Annotated in this window: 23 protein-coding genes; 12 read left to right on the top strand and 11 right to left on the bottom strand. The window is 70.0% G+C overall.

The genetic code is table 11. The annotated features are described in order from the left end of the window. Positions 1-360: 360 nt before the first annotated feature. Positions 361-1,926 (top strand): pectate lyase family protein, encoded by a 1,566-nt coding sequence (locus tag AMYBE_RS0139385; RefSeq protein ID WP_020664910.1) that lies wholly within the window; start codon positions 361-363, stop codon positions 1,924-1,926. 59 nt (positions 1,927-1,985) lie between these two features. Here AMYBE_RS0139385 and AMYBE_RS0139380 read toward each other — a convergent pair whose 3' ends face one another. Both AMYBE_RS0139380 and mca read right to left on the bottom strand, forming a co-directional pair. Further along, positions 1,986-2,333, bottom strand: coding sequence for a hypothetical protein (locus AMYBE_RS0139380; RefSeq protein WP_020664909.1), 348 nt, complete (start codon positions 2,331-2,333; stop codon positions 1,986-1,988). Then, a complete protein-coding gene (gene mca, locus AMYBE_RS0139375) occupies positions 2,330-3,244 on the bottom strand; it encodes a mycothiol conjugate amidase Mca (protein ID WP_020664908.1) in 915 nt (304 codons plus the stop codon). The genes AMYBE_RS0139380 and mca overlap by 4 nt, the downstream gene beginning before the upstream one ends. A gap of 178 nt (positions 3,245-3,422) precedes the next feature. Here mca and AMYBE_RS0139370 point away from each other — a divergent pair, with 178 nt between their 5' ends. From AMYBE_RS0139370 to AMYBE_RS0139360, 3 genes are all read left to right on the top strand, one after another. After that, entirely contained in the window at positions 3,423-3,881 is a 459-nt protein-coding gene (locus AMYBE_RS0139370; RefSeq protein ID WP_020664907.1) for a DUF4307 domain-containing protein, read from the top strand. A gap of 187 nt (positions 3,882-4,068) precedes the next feature. Further along, positions 4,069-4,569 (top strand): transcription elongation factor GreA, encoded by a 501-nt coding sequence (gene greA / locus AMYBE_RS0139365; protein ID WP_020664906.1) that lies wholly within the window; start codon positions 4,069-4,071, stop codon positions 4,567-4,569. A gap of 99 nt (positions 4,570-4,668) precedes the next feature. Beyond that, positions 4,669-5,472 carry an MBL fold metallo-hydrolase gene (locus tag AMYBE_RS0139360; protein ID WP_020664905.1) on the top strand — a complete coding sequence of 268 codons (804 nt, stop codon included), beginning with the start codon at positions 4,669-4,671 and terminating at the stop codon, positions 5,470-5,472. Here AMYBE_RS0139360 and AMYBE_RS0139355 read toward each other — a convergent pair. Continuing rightward, entirely contained in the window at positions 5,456-5,926 is a 471-nt protein-coding gene (locus AMYBE_RS0139355; RefSeq protein ID WP_020664904.1) for an Lrp/AsnC family transcriptional regulator, read from the bottom strand. The two genes, AMYBE_RS0139360 and AMYBE_RS0139355, sit on opposite strands and share 17 nt — an antisense overlap. A 122-nt stretch (positions 5,927-6,048) precedes the next feature. Here AMYBE_RS0139355 and hppD point away from each other — a divergent pair, with 122 nt between their 5' ends. The 6 genes from hppD (at position 6,049) to AMYBE_RS46820 (ending at position 15,214) form a co-directional block, all read left to right on the top strand. Beyond that, complete coding sequence (gene hppD, locus AMYBE_RS0139350; protein WP_027928501.1) at positions 6,049-7,248, top strand: 4-hydroxyphenylpyruvate dioxygenase; 1,200 nt, start codon at positions 6,049-6,051, stop codon at positions 7,246-7,248. Between the two features lie 200 nt (positions 7,249-7,448). Then, positions 7,449-7,985, top strand: a complete 537-nt coding sequence (locus AMYBE_RS0139345; protein WP_020664902.1) for a YbaB/EbfC family nucleoid-associated protein — start codon at positions 7,449-7,451, stop codon at positions 7,983-7,985. 29 nt (positions 7,986-8,014) lie between these two features. Next, complete coding sequence (locus AMYBE_RS0139340) at positions 8,015-8,320, top strand: type VII secretion target (protein ID WP_020664901.1); 306 nt, start codon at positions 8,015-8,017, stop codon at positions 8,318-8,320. Continuing rightward, positions 8,320-12,549 (top strand): hypothetical protein, encoded by a 4,230-nt coding sequence (locus AMYBE_RS43125; protein WP_051124853.1) that lies wholly within the window; start codon positions 8,320-8,322, stop codon positions 12,547-12,549. Before AMYBE_RS0139340 ends, AMYBE_RS43125 begins: the two co-directional genes overlap by 1 nt. Positions 12,550-12,554: 5 nt before the next feature. Next, positions 12,555-13,406: an immunity 49 family protein gene (locus tag AMYBE_RS0139330; protein WP_020664900.1), complete on the top strand. Its 852-nt coding sequence runs from the start codon at positions 12,555-12,557 to the stop codon at positions 13,404-13,406. 44 nt (positions 13,407-13,450) lie between these two features. Then, the gene (locus tag AMYBE_RS46820) at positions 13,451-15,214 is read left to right on the top strand and encodes a hypothetical protein (RefSeq protein ID WP_020664899.1); all 1,764 of its coding nucleotides are present in this window, start codon (positions 13,451-13,453) and stop codon (positions 15,212-15,214) included. A 175-nt stretch (positions 15,215-15,389) separates the two neighbouring features. Here AMYBE_RS46820 and ilvA read toward each other — a convergent pair whose 3' ends face one another. Next, positions 15,390-16,595, bottom strand: a complete 1,206-nt coding sequence (gene ilvA, locus AMYBE_RS0139320; RefSeq protein ID WP_020664898.1) for a threonine ammonia-lyase — start codon at positions 16,593-16,595, stop codon at positions 15,390-15,392. Positions 16,596-16,689: 94 nt separating this feature from the next. Here ilvA and AMYBE_RS0139315 point away from each other — a divergent pair, with 94 nt between their 5' ends. After that, positions 16,690-16,956: a hypothetical protein gene (locus AMYBE_RS0139315; protein ID WP_020664897.1), complete on the top strand. Its 267-nt coding sequence runs from the start codon at positions 16,690-16,692 to the stop codon at positions 16,954-16,956. 214 nt (positions 16,957-17,170) lie between these two features. On the opposite strand, the gene AMYBE_RS0139310 is transcribed toward AMYBE_RS0139315, so the two are convergent. The 7 genes from AMYBE_RS0139310 to AMYBE_RS46540 form a co-directional block, all read right to left on the bottom strand. Further along, positions 17,171-18,328: a cystathionine gamma-synthase gene (locus AMYBE_RS0139310; RefSeq protein WP_027928500.1), complete on the bottom strand. Its 1,158-nt coding sequence runs from the start codon at positions 18,326-18,328 to the stop codon at positions 17,171-17,173. A gap of 103 nt (positions 18,329-18,431) precedes the next feature. Then, positions 18,432-19,103, bottom strand: coding sequence for a hypothetical protein (locus AMYBE_RS43610; protein ID WP_051124852.1), 672 nt, complete (start codon positions 19,101-19,103; stop codon positions 18,432-18,434). Between the two features lie 82 nt (positions 19,104-19,185). After that, on the bottom strand, positions 19,186-19,731 hold the full coding sequence (locus tag AMYBE_RS0139300) for a hypothetical protein (protein WP_020664895.1): 546 nt from the start codon (positions 19,729-19,731) through the stop codon (positions 19,186-19,188). A 215-nt stretch (positions 19,732-19,946) separates the two neighbouring features. Then, complete coding sequence (locus tag AMYBE_RS45955) at positions 19,947-21,344, bottom strand: hypothetical protein (protein WP_051124851.1); 1,398 nt, start codon at positions 21,342-21,344, stop codon at positions 19,947-19,949. Positions 21,345-21,458: 114 nt separating this feature from the next. Then, positions 21,459-22,829, bottom strand: a complete 1,371-nt coding sequence (locus AMYBE_RS0139290; RefSeq protein WP_020664893.1) for a cystathionine beta-synthase — start codon at positions 22,827-22,829, stop codon at positions 21,459-21,461. A 33-nt stretch (positions 22,830-22,862) separates the two neighbouring features. Next, positions 22,863-23,192, bottom strand: a complete 330-nt coding sequence (locus AMYBE_RS46545; RefSeq protein WP_020664892.1) for a pentapeptide repeat-containing protein — start codon at positions 23,190-23,192, stop codon at positions 22,863-22,865. Positions 23,193-23,234: 42 nt separating this feature from the next. After that, a complete protein-coding gene (locus AMYBE_RS46540) occupies positions 23,235-23,426 on the bottom strand; it encodes a hypothetical protein (protein WP_020664891.1) in 192 nt (63 codons plus the stop codon). 594 nt (positions 23,427-24,020) lie between these two features. On the opposite strand from AMYBE_RS46540, the gene AMYBE_RS0139280 reads away from it, so the two are divergent. Then, on the top strand, positions 24,021-25,241 hold the full coding sequence (locus AMYBE_RS0139280; protein WP_020664890.1) for an acetyl-CoA C-acetyltransferase: 1,221 nt from the start codon (positions 24,021-24,023) through the stop codon (positions 25,239-25,241). Positions 25,242-25,254: the final 13 nt, after the last annotated feature.

The following is a 25,254-nucleotide window of genomic DNA, read 5'->3' as shown; positions in this document are numbered from 1 at the left end:
TGCCTCAGGCGGTGCGCCGAACGGTCCGCGGACCTGTCCGCGAGGGCCCCTTCCGGGACTTGGATTCCGATGCCAGGAACTTAAGCTGCACGGCTTCACGCCTGCTGACCGGTCTATCAAGGACGCCAGGACCGCCGAAAAACCCGATTAATCGCCGCAGGACCGTTTACTCAAGTCCGCGAAGGACCCCTTGAGGGAATCCAAGTCCGGCAAGGGGCCCTTCACGGACAACCGGCAAACGGTCCGCCGGCCGCCCGGCATCAGCACCACGCGAGACATGCGCTGAGCGCTGTGGGTTCGCTGAGAAATCCGACCAATGGCCTTGGTCGATCAGGGAAAAGATCACTACAGTCCCCTCCCATGACGCGATTCCTCGGCGCTGGTCCCCTTGCCTCCATTTCCCTGGTCGCATTCATCGGATGTCTAGGGCTGTCCAGTTGCAGTCTCGGTGCCGCATCCGCGGCGAATTCCTCGCCCGACTGGATCACCTTCGCGAACGGCCGGCTCGCCTACGGCTCCGACGCACAGGGCAATCGGGTCCCCGATTTCTCCAAGGCCGGCTACCACAACGGCGATTCCGCGCCACCCGATCTACCCGTCGCCGCGACGGTCAAACCGCAGTCTTCCGGTGACGACACCGCGCGCATTCAGCAGGCGATCGACCAGGTCGCGAAGAGCGGCAAACCTGGTTCGGTAGAGCTGGCGGCCGGCGACTACCAGCTTTCCGGCACGCTGAAAATCAGCACCGGCACCGTCGAATTGCGCGGCGCGGGCAGCGGTGCGAACGGCACCAGGCTGGTCGCCGCGGGCAAAGTGCACACGCTCGTCTCGATCAGCGGAACCGGCTCTCGCTCACTGACCGGATCGGCGGTGCCGGTCACCAGCGGCTACGTCCCGGTCGGCGCGGACCGGCTGGAGGTCGCGGACGCGTCGGCCCTGCACGTCGGCGACCACGTCATCGTGGCGCGCCCGCAGGAAAAGGCATGGATCCACGCGATCGGCATGGACCAGATTCCGCCGCGGCCGGACGGTACGCCCAGCAAGCAGTGGACGCCGAATTCCGGACTGCAGTTCGACCGGACGATCACCGCGGTCAACGGGAAAGCCGTCCAGTTCGACGTGCCGCTCACGAACGCGCTGGAGAGCCAGTACACGCACGCGACCGTTCAGCGGTACACGTTCGACGGCCGGATCAGCGAATCCGGGCTGGCCCACCTGTCCGCGGACGGCTCCGCGTTCGAGAAGGACCCGACCTGGCACGACAGCGGCTACTTCAACTCGCAACTGGTGTCCGTCGACGCCGCGCAGGACAGCTGGGTCGACGACGTCGTCGCCAGCCGGTTCGGCTCCGCCTTCGACATCGGCGAGAACGCACTGCGGATCAGCCTGGTGAAGACGTCGTCACTGGACGAGTCCGTCCCGCAGGACATCCACGCGCAGCCGGCCGCGTACACGATCAGCGGCCAGGAAAGCCTGATCCAGCACTGCACGGTGACCGGCAGCAACCTGCACGCCTGGGTCACTCAGGCCCGTGTACCCGGCCCGAACGTGATCAGCGACTGCACCGCCACCAACACCGGATCGCGCATCCTCGACGCCGGGCCGCACCAGCGCTGGGCGACCGGAACCCTCTACGACGCGATCACGATGAGCCCGCCGTCCGGCCGCCTGCAGCTGTCGGACCGGCAGTGGATGGGCAGCGGCCAGGGCTGGGCCGGAGCGAACTCGGTGCTGTGGAACTGCGCGGTCGGCGCGTCCTTGGTGGAGAACCCGCCGACCGCGCACAACTGGGCTTTCGGCTGCATCGGCAACCAGGACAAGCCGCCGGCCGGGCACCAGGACGGGGAGATCGTGTCGCCGGGCAAGCCGGTAAAGCCGGCGAGTCTGTACGCCGAGCAGCTGGCGGAGCGACACGCCGGGCATTGACCGGCAGCGGGCCGGGTTCCGTCACCTAAGACGGGACCCGGACCGCTTCGTCTCGCTGGTCAGTCGCTCTTCTTGGCCGCTGCCGCGTCCGGCTTCTTCTCCGCTGCCGAGGCGGCCGAAGTGGTCGAAGCGGCCGAAGCCTCGTCCGCACCAGCCTCGGGCTCGGACTCGGAAGCCGCCTCCGACGCGTCGAACGTCTGCGGCACCTTCTTCAGGTGCTTGCTCATCGACCGCACCAGGAAGACGACCGCGACCAGGAACAGGATCAGCACCAGCAGGCCGACCGGCGAGGACTTGCCGAAGTCCTCGCCCTGGCCGCCGTTGTCCCCGCTGTCCGGCTGCTGGGCCAGTACCAGCGCCGACGCGGTGAGCGGGACGACCGCGATGGCCGGCACTCCGAAACTCATGGACTCACCTTCTCCTTGATGCCTGCGAACAGATCGTCCTCCGGCAGCGTGCTGTCCACCAGGGAGCGGTTCAGCTCGTACTCCTCAGTGGGCCACACCTCGCGCTGCATCTCCAGCGGCACCGCGAACCAGCGGCTGGTCGGGTCGATCTGCGTGGCGTGCGCCTTCAGCGCCTCGTCGCGCACCTCGAAGTATTCCCCGCACTCGATCCGCGTCGTCACCCGCTCCATGATGTCGGCGCGGTCCGGGTCCCAGGACTTGAGCCACTCCTCGTAGGGAGACTCGAGCCCGGCCTCCTTGAGCGCGGTGTCGAACGCCACCATCCGGGCCTTGGAGAAGCCGTGCATGTAGTACAGCTTGAGCGGCTGCCACGGCTCGCCCGCCTGCGGGAACCGCTCCGGGTCGCCCGCCGCGTCGAAGGCGGCCATGGACACCTGGTGGGTCCGGATGTGGTCCGGGTGCGGGTAGCCGCCGTTCTCGTCGTAGGTCGTGATGACGTGCGGGCGGAACTCGCGGATCACGCGCACCAGCGCCTCGGCGGACTCTTCGAGCGGGATCACCGCGAACGAGCCCTCCGGGACCGGCGGCAGCGGGTCGCCCTCGGGCAGCCCGGAATCGACGAAGCCCAGCCAGCGGTGGCTCACGCCGAGAAGCTTCGCCGCGCGGGCCATCTCCTCGCGGCGGATCTCGGTCATGTTCGCCAGCACTTCCGGCCGGTCCATGGCGGGGTTGAGAATGCTGCCCGCCTCGCCTCCGGTGCAGGTCACCACCATGACCTCGTGCCCTTCGGCGACGTATTTGGCCATCGTGGCGGCGCCCTTGCTCGACTCGTCGTCGGGATGGGCGTGCACCGCCATCAGGCGCAGTCGCTGCTTGCGGTCTTCTGTTGTCAGCTCGTCGGCTCCCACCATGGTCCGAACGGCCCTTTCCTGTGCTGTTATTCCTCGACACCCGGATGCGCCGCGGTAAGCCGCCCCGGCTCCGCGCCGCCGGAACGGTTCGCGGATACTCGACCTAGGGTGGTGCCCCGGACCGGCCGCACCGCCCATTGTCCCCAGGGGTACGACAAGTTCGACCGGAGGCCCGGATTTGCAGAGCGGGGAGACCGTGACCGGCGAGGGCGCAGCCGTGCCGGCGCGACCCGCGGACCGGTACGGCTCCGCGAGCAAGGGCAAGGCGCCGAAGCGCTGGCGGAGATGGCTTTTCATCGGCGTCGCGCTGGTCGTCAGCGGTGCCGTCGGCTGGATCTACTACCTCAACTTCGGCCAGTCCTCGATCGACGCCGAACGCGTCGGCTTCCAGGAACTGCCGAACGACGCGATGGACGTCACGCTCAACGTGACCCGGGACGACGACAGCAAGCCCGGCGTGTGCGTCGTCCGGGTGCGCGACAAGTCCGGCGCGGAAAGCGGCCGCCGGGAGGTGCTGGTCCCCGCCGGGGCCGGCCACAGCCGAGTGCACACCGTGGTCAAGAGCATCGGCGCGCCGGTGACCGCGGACGTGTTCGGCTGCTCGTATTCCATACCACGCTATCTGTCAACCCCCTAGCGGCCAACGGAGTGAAATGCGCGGCCAGTGTCCGCGCTGCGTGAAATGGACCGGCGTCGCCTTGTCCTGCCGTGGTACGCTCGTACACCAGCACGGCCCCCGGCGGGCCGTGTTTTTCCTTTATCTCAGCCGCGTGCGTACGCGGCGGCCGGCTTGCACACCCAAGCCTGGCAGGCCCTACGAGGAGATGGTGACCGTGAGCGACACCAAGGTGACCTGGCTGACCCAGGATGCCTACGACAGGCTCAAGCACGAGCTCGACGAAATGATCGAGAATCGTCCGGTCATCGCCGCCCGCATCAACGACAGCCGCGAAGAGGGCGACCTCAAGGAGAACGGCGGCTACCACGCGGCCCGCGAAGAGCAGGGCCAGGCCGAGGCACGCATTCGGCACCTGCAGGAGCTGCTCCGCAACGCGAAGGTCGGCGAGGCGCCGGACGACGACGGCACCGCCGGTCCCGGCAAGGTGCTCACCGTCAAGTACGACGGGGACGACGACGAAGAGAAGTTCCTGCTCGCCACCCGCGAAGAGGGCGCCGAGGGCGAACTGGACGTGTACTCCCCGGAGTCGCCGCTGGGCAAGGCGCTGCTCGGCGCCAAGGAGGGCGAGTCCCGCGAGTACGAGCTGCCGAACGGCAAGACCATGAAGGTCACCCTGGTCAAGGCGGTTCCCTACACCGAGTCCTGACCCGGTTCCCGCCGAACGCGCGCCCGCCCGGTTTTCCGTGGCCCGGCGCGCGTTCGGCGGTCTAGCGTGTCTTCCAGCGAAACACTGGGAGGACACCTGATGAGCACTCTGCCGCTTTGCCTGGCCTGCGGGATGCAGTACGCCGCCCCGCGCGCGGACTGCCCGGTCTGCGAGGACGAACGCCAGTACGTGCCGCCGGGCGGGCAGCAATGGACCGACCTGGCGACGCTGCGGGCAAGCGGCGACCGCAAGCCGCGGATCGAGGAGCAGGGCCCGGGCATCGTCGGCATCGGCTCCGAGCCGGGGTTCGCGATCGGCCAGCGCGCGCTGCTGGTCCGCGCGCAGAGCGGCAACTTCCTCTGGGACTGCGCCGGCTATCTCGACGACGCGACGATCGGCGAGATCGCCAAGCTCGGCGGGATCACCGGCATCGCGATCAGCCACCCGCACTACTACACGACGATGGTCGAATGGGCGCACGCCTTCGACGTCCCGGTCTACCTGCACGAGAACGACCAGAAATGGATCGGGCGGCCGGACCCGTCGATCAAGCTGTGGACCGGCACGACTCTCGACGTGTCGCCGGACCTGCGGCTGATCAACCTCGGCGTGCACTTCGCCGGCGGCACAGTGCTGCATTGGCCGGGCGGCGAGGAGGGCCAGGGTGCGCTGCTGTCTGGCGACATCGTGCAAGTAATCCCGGACCGTACGCATGTCGGTTTCATGTACAGCTACCCGAACCTGATCCCGGAGCGGCCGAGCGTCGTCGCACACGCAGCGGAGCTTCTTGAGCCGTACGCGTTCGAGGCCATCTACGGCGCGTGGTGGAACGCCATCGTGCGTACAGACGGACACAACGTCGTACAGCGCTCCGCGGCGCGCTATCTCAGGCACGTGTCCTAGCGGTCCTTTCGAGCAACGGCCGCACTCGCGGCGGCACTGGTGTCGACAGCGCAATCGAAGTCGACGTACGCGAGACATCCGGCACACCGACCACTTCGTCAATGACGCGTTGCAGATCGTCGTTGTCGCGCGCGACAAGCCGCACGAAGAGGTCGCCTTGCCCGGTCGTGTCATACACCTCGCACACCTCGTCGATAGCGGCCAGTGCCTCCGCGACGCCGGCGCGTTTGCCCTGCGCGATTTCCAGCACCGCGAACGCGGTGAGGCTGTAGCCCATCGCGGCCAGATCGAGTTCCGGCGGGAAGCCGCCGAGGATGCCGCGTTCGGTCAGCCGGTCCAGCCGTGCCTGCACGGTGCCGCGCGCGACGCCGAGGCGGCGCGCACATTCGAGCACGCCGAGCCGCGGCGAGTCGGTGAGCAACAGCAACAGCCGGGCATCGAGCGAGTCAAGCACTGGTTTTCTCCCTGCGCAGGTTGTCCAAGATGACCGAGCAATACCAGGATAAGCAGTGCACCTTGTCCAGCTGAAGTGCAAACCATTGCGCAGCTTGCCAGGCGCAACTCATGCTCAGTGGCATGACCTCCACGATGGATCCGCACGGCGCGCTCGACGACGTCAGCTATGACCAGCTCCGCCAGCTCGTCGGACTGGTGGACCACGACGCCTCGACCGACCCGTTCCCGGTCAAGGCACTCGACGCGGTTGTTTTCGTAGCCGGCAACGCCACCCAGACCGCGTGGTTCTACCAGGTCGCGTTCGGGATGCAGCTCGTCGCGTACTCCGGCCCGGAAACCGGCCAGCACGACCACAAAGCGTTCGTCCTCAAGTCCGGTTCGGCGCGGTTCGTGATCACCGGCGGCGTGAAGCCGGACTCCCCGCTGCTCGACCACCACCGCCGCCACGGCGACGGCGTCGTCGACCTGGCTCTGGAGACCACCGACGTCGACAAGTGCATCGAGCACGCCCGCGCGCAGGGCGCGACGGTGCTCGAGGAGCCAAACGACGTCACCGACGAGCACGGCACCATCCGCCGCGCGGCCATCGCGACCTACGGCGAGACCCGGCACACCCTCATCGACCGGTCTCGCTACAACGGCGTCTACCTGCCCGGCTTCGAGCCGCGCGAGAGCACCGTCAAGCGGCCCGAAGGCGCGCCGAAGCGGCTGTTCCAGGCGGTCGACCACTGCGTCGGCAACGTCGAACTCGGCAAGATGGACTACTGGGTCGACTGGTACCACCGCGTGATGGGCTTCGTGAACATGGCGGAGTTCATCGGCGACGACATCGCCACCGACTATTCGGCGCTGATGAGCAAGGTCGTCTCGAACGGCAACCACCGGGTCAAGTTCCCGCTCAACGAGCCGGCGATCGCGAAGAAGAAGTCGCAGATCGACGAGTACCTCGAGTTCTACGAGGGTGCCGGCTGCCAGCACATCGCATTGGCCACCAACGACATCATCGCGACCATCACCGCGATGCGCGCGGCCGGCGTCGAGTTCCTCGACACCCCGGACTCCTACTACGACGATCCGCAGCTGCGCGCCCGGATCGGCGAGGTGCGGGTGCCGATCGAAACGCTGAAGGAGCACCGGATCCTGGTCGACCGGGACGAGGACGGCTACCTGCTGCAGATCTTCACCAAGCCGATCGGCGACCGCCCGACGGTGTTCTACGAGCTGATCGAGCGGCACGGTTCGCTCGGCTTCGGCAAGGGCAACTTCAAGGCCCTGTTCCAGGCCATCGAGCGCGAGCAGGAGCGCCGCGGCAACCTCTGACCGCACTCCCTGCCGGACGGCCCGTTTGCGACCTCGTGTCGCGGACGGGCCGTTTTGTTACACTGAGTCGTCTGAAGTTCGCGTACAGTAGTCGGCGGACGTCTTCGATCTGCGCCTCCCGGACATTTTCGGCGCCGTGGGGAACCGGCGGGTTCGCGCAACCGTCACTCTGGACAAGTCACCGTGGAGAAAGGGGCCCGATGCCGGACAGCATCGACGCCAGTGAGCGGATGGTCGACGACTGGACGAAGCAGCTCCAGCAGACCTCCGCGCGCTACCAGGCGATGGCGGAGAAAATGCAGGGCCAAACCGTCACCGAGCGGTCCAAGGACGGCGCGGTCGAGGTGACCGTGGACGCCAAGGGGCTGCTGAAGAACCTGGTGCTCGCGGACTCCGCGGGCAGCAAGCGGATGGCCGAGGTCTCGGCCGAGGTGATGCGGCTCGTGCAACGCGCTCAGTCCCGGATTCCCGAACTGCTGCAGCAGGCCGCGGCCGAGACGGTCGGCGGCGACCAGACCGCGGAGGCCCTGGTGTCGGACGCGCAGCGGACTTTTCCCGCGCCACCGGCCGAGGAGCCGGAGTCCGAAGTGGACCGACGACGCCGATTCCTGCCAGAGGACGCCGAGGAGCCGCCGCCCGGAGCCGGAAAGCCGCCGCAGGCCGCCCCGCCGTCCCAGCCGCGCCGCCGGAGTTCGTCAGACGATGACGACCACTTCGGCGGATCGATCATGTCCTGACCGGAATTCTTCGCGGGGAAAGTAAAACCATGGCACCCAGGGGTTACGAGATCGGCAGCGATCTCGAGGCGCACGCGCGTCAGCTCGACGGCATCGCGGATGCGTTGAAGCAGGCGGTCGACGCGGCGAACCAGGTCAGCATGCCCACCGACGCGTACGGCATTCTCTGTCAGCCGTTCCGGATGATGCTGGACCCGGTCGAGAACTACGGCGTCACCGCGCTGCAGAACACCGTTGCCGCGATGGACGCGCAGGCGCAGAAGGTGCGCGACGCGGCGAAGGCTTACCACAGCTACGAAAGCGAAGCTGCCGGTTCGATGAAGGCGAGCGACTGATGCCGGACGCGAATCCGCTGGTCGTCCAGCCGAAGAAGGACGACGACGGACCGGGGCCGTTCACCGCGGGCAACGGAGACTACGGCTACGCCACCGGGATCGGCATCGCCGAATCGGCGATGGACGCTTTCAACGGGATCAAGGACGGCGACTGGGTGTCCGGCGGGCTCGGCGTCGCCAGCCTGGCCGGCGAGGTCGCCGGCGCGGCGATCGACCCGTTCGGCTACCTGATGTCCTCGGTCGCGTCGTTCCTGATGGAGCACGTGCAGCCGCTGAAGGACATGCTCGATTCGGTCGCCGGGAACCCGCCGGTGATCCAGTCCTACGCGGACACCTGGGGCAACGTCTCGAAGGCGTTGGAGGAGCGCAAAACCGACCTCGACAACGCGGTCAAGAAGGGCACCGCGGAGTGGAAGGGCGACGGCGCGGACGCCTACCGCAAGTCCGCGGCGGAGGCGGCCGAGGCGATCGGCGGAGCGGCGACGGTGGCGAGCGCGATCGGCACCGTCACCATGATCATGGGCCAGGTCGTCGCGTTCGTCCGGGAACTGGTCCGGCAGCTGATCGCGGACCTGGTCGGCAAGCTGATCTCCTGGGTGATGGAGGAGGTGTTCTCGCTCGGCTTCGGGACGCCGCTGGTGGTCGCGCAGGCGGTCACCGCGATCTCCAAGTGGGGCGAGAAGATCAGCGAACTGCTGAAGAAGCTGTGCGACACGATGCGCAAGGTCTCGCCGCTGCTGGGCAAGCTCGCCGACGTCTTCACGAAGATCATCAAGATCCTCGGCAAGCTGGCCGGCAAGGTCACCGGCCTCGATGTGATCAGCACGAAGAACATCAAGCCGGGCGGGCTTTTCCACCGCACCGGAGCAGGCGGTTCGGGCGGCGGCGGCCACCACGGCGGATCCGGCGGCTCCGATTCCCCTTCCGACGTTTCGGATTCGGCCCGGCCGGGCGACTCCGGCGGCGGCTCGGCGGACGGTCCGGACGGGCCGGGCCCGGACGGTCCCGGCTCGGACGGCACAGACGGCATCGGCGATTCCAGCAGCCGACCGGGTTCGGACGGACCGGAGAGCGACTCCCTGCTGTCCGAGGACGGGCTGCTCGCCTCGGGCGACGGCAGTCAACCGTCCACATTGGATGCCCTGACCTCGGCGCGCCGGCACCCTGGGCCAAGCGGGATCGACGCCGAATCCAGCCCGTCGTCGCTCGGCGGGGATTCCACTCCGGTCACCGGCAGCGGCCATTCGGACCGCCCGAGCACTCCGGACGGCTCCTCGTCGCCGGACGGCTCGTCCTCGTCCAGCACGCCGGGCAGCAGCGGTTCGCCGTATTCCGGCGGATCTTCCTCGTCGCCGAACAGCGGCTCGCACTCCGGCGACGGAACCAGCCCGCGGCACCCGAACGGCGACGACTCGACCGCGGCGAGCGGGTACGCGCCGCCACCCGCGGACGCACCGGAAGCTCCTGCGCCACAACATGTTCGCTCGACGGACGCGCCAGCCAGCTCCGCGCCGAACCCGCCGCCCGCGGGCGGCGGGATTACTTCGCACAACGGCGGCGGATCGGCGAACGCTCCCAGCGGTGGCGGCAGTACCCCGACCCGGCCGAGCGGCGGCTGGACCGGCACGCCCGGGTCCCGGGCACCGGAGGCGTCGCCGCAGCGCACCCCGGACGCCGGCCCGAGCCGCCGTCCGGCCGACCCTGGTGGCGGGCCGAGCCGAGTGCCGGATCGCCCGGCTCCGACGCCGGCCCCGCGGCCTTCGGACGGCGGGATGCCGGCGCAGCGGACGGGCGACAGCGGTCCGTCGCGTCCCAGCGACACTGGCCCCTCACGGCCGAGCGACGGGAGCTCGCGCCCATCCGACGGCGGCTCCTCCGGTTCTCCGCGCCCCAACGAGAGTGGCCCCTCAGGCAACTCGACCGCACAACGACCGGCGGACGGCGGTTCCGTTCCGCAACGTCCGGGCGACGGCGGATCGTCCCCGCAGCGGCCGGGAGATTCGTCGGCTGGCGGCTCGCAACGGGGCGGCGACGGCGGCGAAATGGGACAGCCGAAGCGTCCCGGAGCGGACCCCGGCCTCGGGCGCTCGGAACCGTCGCCCACCGGCGGCGGATCGTCCAGCTCGGCGAACCGCGGGTCCGGCGACGCAGGGGCGCCTGGTGCCGCCGCTGTCGTCGCGGGTCCAGGCGGCGCGGCTCAGCGCGGCGGCCCGGACGGCGGGGCCCGTCGTCCGGACGGCTCTCCGGAGCCGGTCGCACGCGGTGCCCGCACCGACGCTCCGCCCGCCGGTTCGAAAACCGGTGACGCCGCTCACCGGCCGGGGAAGAACGGCGAGTCCCCCACCGGACCGAAGGACGGCAAACCCGGGCCGCGGGAGAACGGCGAGCCCACGGGCGACCACGGGAACCCTGACCACAAACCGGACCGCCACGCCGAAGACGCCGGCCACCACGACTCGGACAGCGCGGCCCCGCACCACGACGAGCCGCTGGCTCCGGCCGAGGTCAACCGCAGGCACGCCGAGGAAACCCCGGCAGGCAGCTCGTATCACCGGGACGACCCGGAGCTGGGCGACCTGCCGCACCGCGTCCAGCCGGACCCGGCCGGCCGGTACACAGTGGACGTGCACGTCACGCCGGACGGGCACGCCCGGATCGGCGACCGGCACTACTCCCCGGAAGAGTTCGCGGACGTGCTGCGGCACAACGGGAACTACGACGGCAGGCCGATCCGGCTGATCGGCTGCGACGCCGGGTCGAACGACTTCGCGCACCGGCTCTCGCGCGAGCTGGACACCGAAGTGATGGCGCCGAGCAAGCCGGCCTGGACCGACTCGCACGGGCGCGTCTTCTCGTCCGACTACGAAATCGGTCCGGACGGCCGGATGCGGCCGCGGATCCCGCCGGACGGCGAGTGGTCCGTGCACCGGCCCGACGGCACGTCGCACCACGTCGGCGACGACGGGTTCGCGCCGGACGGCAAACAGCACGACCCGAACCAGGTCGACGTCGAAAGCTCGCGGCACCGCGGCGAGGACGGTGACGGCAGTGACGGTCTCGACTGGCGCGACCGACCGGGGCCGGACGGCCGCACGCCCCGGCAGAACATCGAGGACCCGGAGTACGTCAAGCAGCACTACTACGAGCGCTTCAACACCCGCACCGGGCGCACCGAGCTGTGCATCAACCCGCACACCAACGACCCGGCGAATCCGACCCACCAGGTCGACCTGGTCAACGGCAAGCCGAGGTTCAAGAACGACCGGCCGGCCGCGGAGTTCCTCGGCTTCGACGAGAAGCGGGCGGAGCAGATCGTGCCGCAGCCGCGGCACTCCGGCGCCGCGGACCCGGGCGCCAGCACCCACCCGGACGGCTCGGGCAACGGGCTGGAGACCGACGCCGGAAAGCAGGACAACGGCGGCCAGCACCACGGCGACAACCACGATGACCACCACGGCGACGACTCGGGCGGCGAGCACGAAGCGAGCGAGCAGCGGCAGATCGAGGGCTCGCATTCGGACACGTCGAACTGGCGGGACAAGGACTACGACGCGATCGACGACCGGATCGCGCACCGCGAGGAGATGCAGCGCAACCACGCCGGCACCACGGACGGCACGCCGGAGTGGACGGAAACGTTCAACGCACGCAACGACGCGTCCGAAGCGCTCGGCGAGGAGGCGTCCGGCCACGCGGTCCGGGACCGGTTGCACCGCGAGTTCACCGAGGCGTACCCGAACGAGCACTTCGACGTCCGGGAGCACCCGGACGCGCCGGAAGGCAGTCACCGCTACCAGATCGTCGACGAAAACGGGAACGTCCGCGCGGACGTCACCCCGCACCACCTGACCGACGGGAGCAAGCCGGGTTCCGGGAAGTTCGACCACATCTGGGAAATCAACTTCAGCCACGTCGAGGACCCGCACTTCATCGTGCACGAGGCGAAGGGGCCGGGCGGCGTGCCGAGCACGCGGTACGTCCACGACCTCGACCGCACGTTCAGGCAGGGCCATCCCGGGTACTTCGACGACGTCGTGCGGGAGATGGGCGACACCGACCTCGCGAAAGCGCTCGGCCGTGCGAAGGCGGACAACCGGCTCGATTATGTTGAGGTGCGGGCGCTCGTCGACGACTCCGCGTCGCCGCACACGAACTCCGGCTACGCCTACAAGCCCTACAACGGCTACGACTACCAGCCGGCGCTGCCGCCGGCGTCCGGCAAGGAATGAGATCGATGACCATCGTGGAAAGGCATCCCGCCGACCCCGACCAGGCGTGGAAGCAGATCATGGGCCTGTCGCCGGAGATGGGCTACTACCTCGACCGTGTCGCCGCGAACACCGCGATCCTGTCCACGGTGTGGCGCCGGGCGCTGACCCTCGGGCAGTACCGCACGGTCGTCGACCCCGTCGCCGCGGAAGCGGAAACCTGGGACGACCTGAACTTCGCCGCCCAGGCCGCCGCTGCCGTCTTCACCGCGGCCACCGCGCCGGAAGGAGAGGAGGTCAGCGCTGTCGTAGGCCGCCCGTTGACCTTCCAGGCCACCGGCCCGAGCGACGACGCGCATGCCGGCGCGTGGGTCACCGCGGCGTGGCTCGCCGTGCTCCAGCGCGACGACGCACTGATCCAGCGGCTGGCCGCAGTGCCGCTGGAGGTGCTGCGCGCGTCCGGCGTCGAGCACGACTCGTACCTGATGCCGTGGGTCGAGACGCTGCAGACGTTCCTCGCGCACCGTGAGGTGACCCCGGAGATGTTCCTTCCCGCGATGGACGGAACCGATCCGGAGACCGCCCAGTTCACCCCGCCGGACGCGATGCTGCAGCTCGTGTACCCGCCGATCCGGATGTTCTACTACGTGCTGCGTCGCGACTCGGAGAAGTTCGCCGAGGCGTACGTCGCCGCGCTGGAGCGGCACCGCGCGTACTGGACCGCCGAGGGCCGGGAAACCGACCCGAGCGGTTTCCTCGCGCTGGCCCCGCTCGCCGTGGCAGTGCTGGCTCGCACCGTCGGAATGACCTTCGACGTGCAGTCCGGGTACGCGCCCGCCAACCTGCTCTCGGGCGTCGCGCCCGTGCGGAACGATTGATCACGTGAAGAACGTCCGCCAGCCGGTGAGGAGCCGCTGAACCCATGACCCTGCCACCGGCACCCCTCACCCCGGCGCAGCATCAAGAGCTCGTGCAGCAGATCGGCCAGGCCGCTGCCGCTGCCGTGCCGCCCGGATGGCAGCAACTGCGCGCGGTCTGCCGCGCCGCCGGACGGCACCTGGAAGTCGACGTAGCCGCGATCGCCCCGGACGGCCGCGCCTACCCTGCCCAGCCCCATCCGGAACTGCCGCGGTTGTTCGGCGTGCTCCGCACCGGCATGTACCAGCCGGGCCGGGGCACCTGGCTGAGCGCGACGCTGGTGTTCTCCCCACAGCAGCCGCCCTATGCCGACTACCAGCCCGATGTGGAACCGCACTGGCGGCAGGTCCCGCCTCCGATCGGCTTCCAGGACGAGCTTCGTTTCTTCCCGCGCGAGGACCGGTTCGTGCCGCCGTGGCTGCGGCAGCGCGCCGGGCTGGCACCGGTTCCAGCACCGGAAGCTGCCGTACCAGCCGACCCCGCAGGGCTGAGCGGGCAAGCAGAACCGGCCGGCCCGTCCGCGGCGATCCCGCGCGAAACGGCTGCAGATGACGAAGCCGCCGCGATGGAACCAGATGCGGCCCCCACGGCGACAGATACCGCGTCGGCGGAGGAATCCCTTCAAGCAGACGCAGAAGTACCCGCTGTCGAAGCAGACTCCTCCGCCGCGTCGGTTCCGGGCGACGCTGGCGCGACGGCCGAAGTGCGGACCCCGCGCGTCTACGACGGGCTCGACGAAGCCGGCCGCCCCGTCGTCGAGCGCGAGGCGTTGTCGGATGAAGACCGCGAGCACGTTCTCGCCTACCTCGACAACGCGCCGATCATCCTTGCCTCGCGCAGCAACGACACTGACGCGTTCGACCCGTCGCGCACCGACGCCGTTCCGCTGACCTTCCGCACCGACGGCAGTTGGGTGTGGCCCGGTGCGGTGGCGTATTACCTGCGCGAGCACGGCGTCTCGCCGGATCCAGAACTGGTCGCGCACATCCGGGCGGCCGGCTTCGCGGTGCCGGAAGTCAGCGACGACGCGCAGGACCGGGCGCTGACGGCATTCACCAGTCCCCGCACCAACCCGGCGAGCCCGGCCGAAGCAAACCCGCTTCCGGCCGACGCCCCGTCTCCTGCCGACGACCCAGCCGAAACCGCTCCGGCTGACGCCGCGCCTCCCGCCAACGGCCCAACCGAAACCGCTCCGCTGGGCACGACGTCTCCTGCCAGGTCGGCACCGCCCGCCGGGTCCTCGGGCGAAGCGCCAGGCGAAGCAGCACCCGTCGAGGTCGCTCCGGCGGCGACAACCCCGGCAGCCTCCGTCGGCGAACCGGAGCAGAAGTCGCCAGCCGAGGCTCGGCCCGGACCGATCTCACCTGCCGAGCAGGATGAGCTGCTCGCCACGATCGCCTTGGCGTTGACCGAGACCGCGCCGGACGGCTGGCAACGCATCCTGTTCGACTTCATGGCGATCGGCCGGCACGCCAACCTCTCCTGCGGCGCGCTGCTGGCCGACGGCAGCACCCAGCAGATCTCGGTCCCGCGCGAGCTGTCGACGCCGCTCGCGCAGCTGCGGCGCGGAATGTATGTCCCGAACCGCGGCACCTGGTACACGCTCTCGCTCGTCGTCGACCCCCCGCTGACCTATCGCGCCAGCTTCAACGAGGACGACGAGCCGGAGTTCCGCACGCCGCCCGCGCAGGAGCACTACGTTCTGGACCAGGAACGGTTCCCGCGGGACGAGGACTATCTGCCGTTGTGGTTCAGCGCGCGCCTGTGACCGTCCACAGCAGACAGCCAGCAGGCTCCCGGAAGGCGGCGCGTCGCTGACGCGCCGCCTTCACGCGGGCGGTCGAGGCAGGTCCGCGTCCGGAGTCAGCGCGCGGCTGCCCCTGTGAGCCAGCGATGTCGCCGTGCGGTGCACCGCGCTCGGGCAGTTCGCCGCGCGACGCAAGTCAGCTGACGATGGTGAACCCGGCGTCGGCCAAGGCGGCTTCGACGTCGGCGCAGTGCTCCGGTCCGCGGGTTTCCAGTGCGAGCGCGACGTCGACCTCGCCGAGCGCGAGGCTGCCGGAGATGCGGGAGTGCTCGACGTCCAGGACGTTCGCGCCCAGGTCCTTCACGCACGACAGCACCGACACCAACGAGCCCGGCCGATCCGGCACGCGCAGATGCAGCTTCAGGTAGCGGCCGCCCGCCGTCATGCCGTGCTGGATGATTTGCTGCAGCAGCACCGGGTCCACGTTTCCGCCGGACAAGATCGCGACCACGGGCGGTTCAAAAGCGCCGGGGTGCTGCACCAGCGCTGCCATCGGCGCCGCACCAGCGGGCTCCACGACCAGCTTCCGCCGCTCCAAGCCCAGCAGAACCGCGCGCGAGAGCGATTCCTCGGTGACCGTCACGACGTCGTCGACCAAGGACGCGACGTGCGCGAAACTGACCTTGCCCGGCTCGCCGACCGCGATCCCGTCCGCCATCGTGTGCATTTCGCTCAGCCGGATCGGCCCGCCGGCGGCGAGCGAAGGCGGGTACGCGGCGGCCTGTTCCGCCTGGACGCCGATCACCTTGACGTCCGGGCGCAACGCCTTCACCGCGGACGCGACGCCGCCGACCAGGCCGCCGCCGCCGGTCGCGACGAGGATCGTTTTGACGCCCGGCACCTGCTCCAAGATCTCCAGGCCGACCGTGCCCTGACCGGCGATGACGTCGACATGGTCGAACGGGTGGATGAAGACCGCGCCGGTGCGCTCCGAGAAGGCGATGGCCTCGGCGAGGGTCTCCTCGATGACCGCACCGTGGAGATGCACGGTCGCGCCGTAACCGCGAGTCGCGGCGAGTTTCGGCAATGGAGCGCGCAGCGGCATGAAGACAGTCGACGAGATGCCCAGCAGCGACGATGCCAGCGCGACGCCCTGCGCGTGGTTGCCCGCGCTGGCCGCCACCACGCCGCGGGCGCGTTCTTCGGCCGTCAAGCCGTGGATCCGGGTGTAGGCGCCGCGAATCTTGAACGAACCGGTGCGCTGCAGGTTCTCGCACTTGAGATAGACCGGGCCGCCGTGCAGTCGCCGCAGGTCGCGGGCATGTTCCATCGGCGTGACCCGGGTGACGCCTTCGAGAAGCTTGCGGGCTTCCCGAATGCGCTCGACGCTGACCAGTTCCATGGCGCCGATGATGCCACCGACGGACGGCCGGGGTGCGCCGCCCGGACGACCGGTACTCTGATTACGGCAACCACACATGACCAGGGAGTGCGACATGGCACGCGGGCAGGACGCGACCACCGCTCGGGCCAAGCCCCGTTCCGGTCTGCTGCCGCTCGCCGCCGGCGTACTGTCCGCCGTGGCCCTCACCGGAGCGGCTTTCGCGACGGTCGAAGCGGCCGGGTGCACCGGGCCGGCCCAGTACATCCGGCACGACAACCACGTCGAGCTGGTCGGCGGATGCGTGGACAGCACGGAACTGCCGGCGACGACGGGGCACCGGCAGCAGTCCACCGTGCTGCCGGAGAACAGCAAGCCCTGATCCCGGAGCGAACGTCAGGTTCTCACCGGGCAGTCTCGCCGCAGTGAGGCTGTCGCTGCGTGGTTGATCTCGCGAGAGTGCCCGTCTCCACGACCCGGCACATCCGCGCCGGACAGCGCCTCCCCCGGGCACCGCGCGATTCCCCAGACGCGAAAAAGGCATTCCCCGGAGAACCGAGTCTCCGGAGAATGCCTTCGCGGCAAGCCGAAACGGCTCAGCCCAGCGCCTGCGTCAGGTCCGCCACCAGGTCGCGTCCGTCCTCGATCCCGACCGACAGGCGGACCAGGTCTTCCGGGACCTCCAGCGTCGAGCCGGCCGTCGACGCGTGCGTCATCCGGCCCGGGTGCTCGATCAGGCTCTCGATTCCGCCGAGAGACTCGGCCAGCACGAACAGTTTCGTACGGGACGCGACCTCCAGCGCGGCCTGCTCGCCGCCCGCCACGCGGAAGGACACCATGCCGCCGAAGCGGCGCATCTGCTTCGCCGCTACCTCGTGGCCAGGGTGTTCCGGCAGGCCGGGGTAGTAGACCTGGGTGACCTTCGGGTGCTGCGCCAGGGTGCGCGCGACCAGGTCCGCGTTGTCGCTGTGCCGCTCCATTCGCAGGGCCAGCGTCTTGATGCCGCGCAGGGTCAGCCAGGCGTCGAACGGGCCGGGCACCGCGCCAGCGGCGTTGCGCAGGTAGAACAGCTGCTCGCGCAGCTCGTCCTCGTTGGTGACGACCGCGCCGCCGACGACGTCCGAGTGGCCGCCCAGGTACTTGGTGGTGGAGTGGACCACGATGTCCGCGCCCAGCGCGAGCGGGGTCTGCAGGTACGGGGTCGCGAACGTGTTGTCGACGACCAGCCGGGCCCCCGCGTCGTGCGCGGCACCGGCCAGAGCGGCGATGTCCGCGACGCCGAGCAGCGGATTGGTCGGCGACTCGCACCAGATCAGCTTGGTCTCCGGGCGCATCGCGGCCCGGACGTCGTCGATGCGGCTCAAGTCCGCGACCGTGTGCTCGACGCCCCACAGGCTGAGCACCTTGTCGATGAGCCGGAACGTGCCGCCGTACGCGTCGTTGCCCAGCACCAGGTGGTCGCCGGGGCGCAGCACGGTGCGCAGCACCGCGTCGGACGCGGCCATGCCGGACGCGAACGCCAGCGTGTAGCGGGCCCCTTCAAGCGAGGCGAGTGCTTCCTCGAGCGCGGACCGCGTGGGGTTCGCGGTGCGCGAGTACTCGTAGTTGCCTTCGCGAGTGCCGCCGACGCCGTCCTGCGCGTACGTCGACGTCTGGTAAATCGGCACGATGACAGCGCCCGTGCGGGGGTCGGGCTTCTGCCCGGCGTGGATCGCGCGTGTTTCGAAACCCAGGACGGAGTAATCGTCGGCCATGGTCACCAGGGTACGGGGCACCCCGGACAATCCCATCGACTGGGAGGCCGGCTGATCGGAACAGGAGGCCGCCTGCCCGGGGCGCGGGCCGGCGGCCTCGCGTTCACCAGCCCTGCGCCGGCGGGTACGCGCCGGCCTGCGGACCGGCTGCGTTCGGGCGGAAGCTGACCCAGTCGGCGGTCGGCTTGACGATCGCCAGGATCAGGGTGGCGATCGGCGGGATCAGCGCCACCAGTGCGAACCCGATGCCCATGCCGAGCACACCGCTGGTGTGGCGGAGCGCGGACGACACCGCGATGCCGGAGGTGACCGCCGACAGGATGCCGAACGCGATCGTGAGGCCGCAGCCGATGATCGTGCATATCCGGCCGGCCGGCTGGTGCAGGAACAGGCCGATGCCGCCGTAGATCAGCAAGCCGATGTTGATCGCATACACGCCGATGCCCAGGTAGAGCGACCACATGATGCCGTGGAAACCGACGTGGAGCGCCGAAAGAGCGCTGATCGAGATGATCACCGAAATGATCGCCCAGATGCCGCCGATGATCGCGAGGACGCCCGCGGTGATCGCGGTCCCGCCGCTCGGCTTCTGCGACAGCACGCCCGGACCGCCGGGGTAGACCCCGTACGGCTGCCCGGGAACCGGCTGGGCGTACGGCTGCGGCTGGGCGCCGGGGTACGGCTGGGCAGGCGTCGGCTGGCTGCCCGGGTAAGGCTGGCCGGGGAACTGGCCGCTCGGCGGCTGCTGGCCCTGCGGGTTCTGGGGGTAAGTCACGGGGAATCCTCGGATCTGGTCCCGCCGGCGGCGGGTAGGGTTCCTGTATAGTGCCAGGCCGACTTCGATCGCGGGGCGAAATTCACCACTGTCGCGAGGGTGATGTAGCCGGTACGGCGGGTGCTCGGTGCCGCAGGTAGCCGAAGGTGCGCGGCAATCCGGCGAGAATCAGGACCAGGACCGCGGAACCCAGCAAGGCGACGCGGTCCACCGCGGCGAAGTTCTCGAACCGGAACAGCGTCCGGAAGTACTCCACGTACGCCGGAGAGCCGGCCAGCGCCGGCTCCAGCAGCAGCGCGCCGAGCGCGAACAGCCCGCCCGCGATGAGCAGGAGCGCACCCGCGGTCGTGCGTAAAAACGTCGAAACCGCGCCGATCAGCAGCACCAGGGAAGCGATCAGATAAGCGGCGAGATCAACGAGCGTCCACGGGGAAAGATCGCCGAGGCTGAATCCGGACGGGATGCCGATGAACAACGTGACCGGGAGATAGCCGGACACCGCGGCGGCGACGAGACCGAGCAGCCCGGCGGCGATCGCGGTGGTCCCGTTCGGCCCGTCCGGCCTGGGCTCCGCCGGGGAAAGCGGCCGTTCCCGCTGCCGTGCCGGATGTCCGTGCAGGCCGCTCACGGTGGATCCCCCTCGGGCTGGCAGGCAATTTGGACGGCGCTCACCCTAGCCCGAAATACGCACGGGAAGTGCCCGCTTGCGGCGATTCCCCCGGCTGCCGGAACGGTCCGCGAAAAGGCAACCTGTTTCTCGCGAATCTCGCGAACAGAACACCGAAAACGCCGAAGGGCGCCTCCGTCGCGAGACGGAGGCGCCCTTCGGGAAAATTCAGCCGCTCACCACTGCTGCGGCGGCTGCTGCTGGCCCGGCTGGCCGTAGCCCGGAGGGGGCTGCTGCCCGCCCGGCGGCGGGTACTGGCCCGGCTGGCCGTAGCCACCAGGCTGACCCGGCGCGCCGAACCCACCCGGCTGACCGGGCTGTCCCGGCTGGCCGAAGCCCGGCTGCGGGAATCCGCCGCTGCCCGGAGCCGCGCCGCCCGGCTGCGGGAACCCGCCGCTGCCCGGCTGGCCGAAGCCCTGCTGCGGCTGACCGTAACCCGGCTGCTGACCGAAGCCCTGCTGCGGCTGACCGTAAGCCGGCGGCTGGCCGAAGCCCGGCTGGCCGCCGCCCGGTCCGCCGAAGCCGCCCGGACCCTGCGGGCCGCCCGCGGACGGGTCGCCGAGGCCGACGAACTGCGCGGTGGCCGGGATCAGACCGGCGGCACCGATAGCGGCCACCAGAAGACCGAAGATCAGCGTGAACACCGCACGGGTCAGGCTGCCGAGGTCGGCGAGCAGGATGATCGAGAAGAGCAGCGACAACGCGCCGCCCGCGACCAGGATCCAGGTCGCGATCTTGTTCCGCAGGAACAGGAACACCGCGCCGCCGATCGCCGCCGCGTTACCGACCAGGATCATGATCAGATAGAAGTACGCCTTGCCCGGCACCCCTCCCGACCCGGAGCCGGCCGCCTCGGCCGCCCGCTCGCAGGCGGACCGGGACAGGCCCTGGGAGACGCACTGGTCGACCATGCTGCTGGTGCTCGGGGACAGGTCCGAGAACACGGTGATCATCAGGATCACGCCGATGAGGCCGAGCAAGGCCGCGAGACCGGCGGCGATCCAAGCGAAGAGCTGGTTGCCACCGGCCCCACCGCCGGCGGGAGCCGCGCCAAAGCCTGGCGCGGGCTGGCCGAAGCCACCGCCCTGCGGCGGACCGCCGAAGCCACCCGGGCCTTGCGGCTGTCCCGGCTGGCCGAAGCCCTGCGGCGGCTGGCCCGGCTGCCCGAACTGCTGGCCCGGCTGGCCGAACGCCCCCTGCGGCTGGCCGAAGCCGGCCATCGCGGCCGGGTTGTCCGCCGCGCTCGGCGGCGGAGCGTAGGGAATCGCGCCGGGCTGCTGGTTCGGCGGGACGAGCTGCGTCGACTCGGCGTTGCCTTCGGCACTGCCGCTGACCGGGCTGACCACCTGGGTGGCGTTCGCGTCGGCCGGCTGGCCGGGCTGCACGACCTGGGTCGGTTCCGGTGCGTCGCCGAACGTGCCGCCCGCTGCCGGCGGCTGCCCTGGCTGGACCACCTGGGTCGGCTCCGACGCGCCGAAGGGACTGTCCTGCTGCGGTGTGGGACCACTCGGCGGCCCCTGCGGCGGCTGCTGGCCGCCGTCCCAGGGCTGGTTCGGTGGCTGCGGAGCACTCATGTGGGTCTTGAACCCCCTTGACGAGAACGCGAAAAAGTTCTATTCGGATGCAACGCTATCGGATGGACAGCCTGGGCGCGCGCAGACGCCCCGGCGGCCGCCCGGGCGTCTGTCTCAGCGGCCGGCGAGGAATGCGAGCAGGTCATGCCGGGTGACGACGCCCGCGGGCTTGCCGTCGATCAGCACGAGCGCGCCGTCCGCGCCCTCGAGCGCCTTCATCGCGGCGCTCACCTGCTCGCCCGCGCCGATCGTCGGCAGCGGCGGCGACATGTGCAGCTCGAGCCGGTCGGCGAGCTGGGCTTTCCCGGTGAACAGCGCGTCCAGCAGGTCCCGCTCGTTGACGGCGCCGACCACCTCGGCGGCCATCACCGGCGGTTCGGCGCTGACCACCGGCATCTGGCTGACGCCGAACTCGGACAGGATCGCGACCGCCTCGGCGACCGTCTCGTTCGGGTGCGAGTGCACCAGGCTGGGCAGTGCGCCGGACTTGCGGGTGAGCACGTCGCCGACGGTCCCGCCGGACGAGTCCGGCGGGAGGAAGCCGTAGGACGACATCCATGCGTCGTTGAAGACCTTGGTGAGGTAGCCGCGGCCGCCGTCGGGCAGCAGCACGACCACGACATCGTCCTCGGTGAGCCCCTCGGCCAGCTTCAGCGCGGCCGCGACGGCCATCCCGCACGAGCCGCCGACCAGCAGGCCCTCCTCGGTCGCCAGGCGGCGGGTGATGTCGAAGGAGTGCGCGTCGCTGATCGGGATGATCTGGTCGGCGACGGAGCGGTCGTAGGTCTCCGGCCAGAAGTCCTCGCCGACGCCTTCGACCAGGTACGGCCGCCCGGTGCCGCCGGAGTACACCGAGCCCTCCGGGTCCGCGCCGACGACCTGCACCCGGCCGTCGCTGGCCTCTTTGAGGAACTTGCCGGTGCCGGTGATGGTGCCGCCGGTGCCGACGCCCGCGACGAAGTGGGTGATCTTGCCGTCGGTCTGGCGCCAGATCTCCGGGCCGGTGGAGTAGTAGTGGCTGGCCGGGTTCTCCGGGTTGGCGTACTGGTTGGGCTTCCACGCGCCGTCGATCTCGCGGACGAGCCGGTCGGACACGTTGTAGTAGGAGTCGGGGTGCTCCGGCGGCACCGCGGTGGGGCACACGACGACCCGGGCGCCGTACGCGCGCAGGACGTTGCGCTTGTCCTCGCTGACCTTGTCCGGGCAGACGAAGACGCACTGGTAGCCCTTGCGCTGCGCGACCATGGCCAGCCCGACGCCGGTGTTGCCCGAGGTCGGCTCGACGATAGTGCCGCCGGGGCGCAGCTCGCCCGAGGCTTCGGCGGCTTCGATCATCCGCAGCGCGATCCGGTCCTTCACACTGCCGCCCGGGTTGACGTACTCGACCTTGGCGAGCACGAGCGGCTTGAGGCCCTTGGTCAGCGAGTTCAGCTTGACCAGCGGGGTATTGCCAACGAGGTCCACGATGTGTTCTGCGTACTCCACGCGACCAGCCTAAACAGCACCGGCCCGGACCGGCTACCGCGGGACCAGCCGCAGCCATCCGTCGCTGCCCGGTTCCTCGGTCCAGGCGGACGGCCAGTCGCGGCGATGCCCGGGCTTCGCGAGGGCACCGCCCAGCCGGACCGTCGAGTCGCCGTCGAATTCCGCGCGCTGTTCGAACTTGGCGCCGCGGGATGCGTCGCGTTCGCCGCCGAAGGCGACACCGCGGAAATCGGCGCGGTGCCGGAAGGCGGCTTCGGAGAAATCAGTTTTGGTGCGGAATTCGGTGCCGCGGAACGTCGCGGATTCGTGGAACTTCGTTTTGCGGCAGACGACGGAACGGATCCGGCAATAGGTGAAGATCACTTCGACGAGGTACGCGCCGGAGAGGTCGAGGTCGATGTCCGGTCAGCAGGAACCGAGCGGTTCGGCGCCACTGCCAGGGCGCAGATGCAGCATCGGGATCCGCTGCGCGGTTGTGCGGACCTGGAGCTCGTCGGCGGACTCGCCGGCCGGCATCCGCAGGTACGCGCAGAGCAGGTTGACGACGGTCTGCCGCTGGTCAGCGTGGGTTTGGGCGAGCCGTTCGAGCGAGTACAACCCGGCCAGCCGGGCCGGTGCCTTGTCGCTGCCGAGCTGGTCGGCGGCTTTGCCGTACAGGTCGGTGATCCGGCGCTGGGTCGCGTCGTGGTCCTGGTATGCCAGATCCAGCTCGGCGGAACGTCGCCGCCGCGCGGCGAGCAGGAGCGCGGCCGCGCCGCCGGTGCCGACGACGATGCTCGCGGCGGGTGCGCAGGGCGTCGAGCCGCGCGGAATCGGCGGGAGTGCCGCCGCCGAGAAGCCAGCGCAGCAACGCCGCCGCGGCCGCGGCGAGCAGCCCGATTCCGACCGCCCACCAGGCGATCTTTCGGGCGGAAAGGATCCGGTTGCGCTCTGTCACGGCGGAGATACTGCTACGGCCGGCTCCCCCGCCTCGATCATCCGCACCAGGTTCCCTGTTGCCTTAGCGCGCCCTGCCGGAGCTGCTCGGCGCTGCCGGAGCCGACCGCGGCTTCACCTCCGGGCAGACGATCCCATCGCCCGCGCCGTCCCCCGGAACTATGATTCTTCGCATGGCGGCAGCGCTCCCGCGGCCGATTCCCCGTATCCTGCTGAGCAACCGCTTAGTGCCGCCGACCCGAGGAAGTGTCTGTCATGCCCGAAGCTGTCATCGTCTCCACCGCACGCTCCCCGATCGGCCGGGCCGGGAAGGGTTCGCTGGTCAGCATGCGCCCGGACGACCTGGCCGTGCAGATGGTGCGCGCCGCGCTGGACAAGGTGCCGGAGCTGGACCCGGCTGACATCGACGACCTGATGCTCGGTTGCGGGCTGCCCGGCGGCGAGTCCGGGTTCAACATGGGCCGCGCGGTCGCCGTCGAGCTCGGCTACGACCACCTGCCCGGCTGCACGATCACCCGCTACTGCTCCTCCAGCTTGCAGACCACCCGGATGGCGCTGCACGCGATCAAGGCGGGCGAGGGCGACGTCTTCATCTCGGCCGGCGTCGAGACCGTCTCGCGGTTCGCGAACGGCAGCTCCGACTCGTGGCCGAACACGCACAACCCGCTGTTCGCCGACGCCGAGGCGCGCACCCAGTCCACCGCCGAAACGGGCGCGGACAGCTGGCAGGACCCGCGCGAGAACGGGCTGCTGCCGGACGTCTACATCGCGATGGGCCAGACCGCGGAGAACCTCGCGCGGCTCAAGGGCGTCACCCGCGAGGACATGGACGAGTTCGGCGTCCGCTCGCAGAACCTCGCCGAGAAGGCCATCGCGGACGGCTTCTGGGCCAAGGACATCACGCCGGTCACGCTGCCGGACGGCACGGTCGTCTCGAAGGACGACGGGCCGCGCGCGGGCGTCACGCTCGAAGGTGTTTCCGGCCTGAAGCCGGTGTTCCGCCCGGACGGCCGGGTCACCGCGGGCAACTGCTGCCCGCTCAACGACGGTGCCGCCGCGCTGGTGATCATGTCCGACACCAAGGCCAAGCAGCTCGGCCTGACGCCGCTCGCGCGGGTCGTGTCGACCGGCGTCACCGGCCTGTCGCCGGAGATCATGGGCCTCGGCCCGGTCGAGGCGTCGAAGCAGGCACTGTCCCGCGCCGGCCTGTCCGTCTCGGACATCGACCTGGTGGAGATCAACGAGGCGTTCGCCGCGCAGGTCATCCCGTCCTACCGCGACCTCGGCATCGACCTGGACCGGCTGAACGTCAACGGCGGCGCGATCGCGATCGGCCACCCGTTCGGCATGACCGGCGCGCGGATCACCTCGACGCTGATCAATTCCCTGCAGCACCACGACAAGCAGTTCGGCCTCGAGACGATGTGCGTCGGCGGCGGGCAGGGCATGGCGATGGTGCTGGAGCGCCTTTCCTGACCCCCGCTCGCAC

The organism is Amycolatopsis benzoatilytica AK 16/65 (genome assembly GCF_000383915.1).
Lineage (GTDB): Bacteria > Actinomycetota > Actinomycetes > Mycobacteriales > Pseudonocardiaceae > Amycolatopsis > Amycolatopsis benzoatilytica.
The sequence above is the reverse complement of the archived record's forward strand: the minus strand, read 5'-3'. Positions and strand labels throughout refer to the sequence as shown.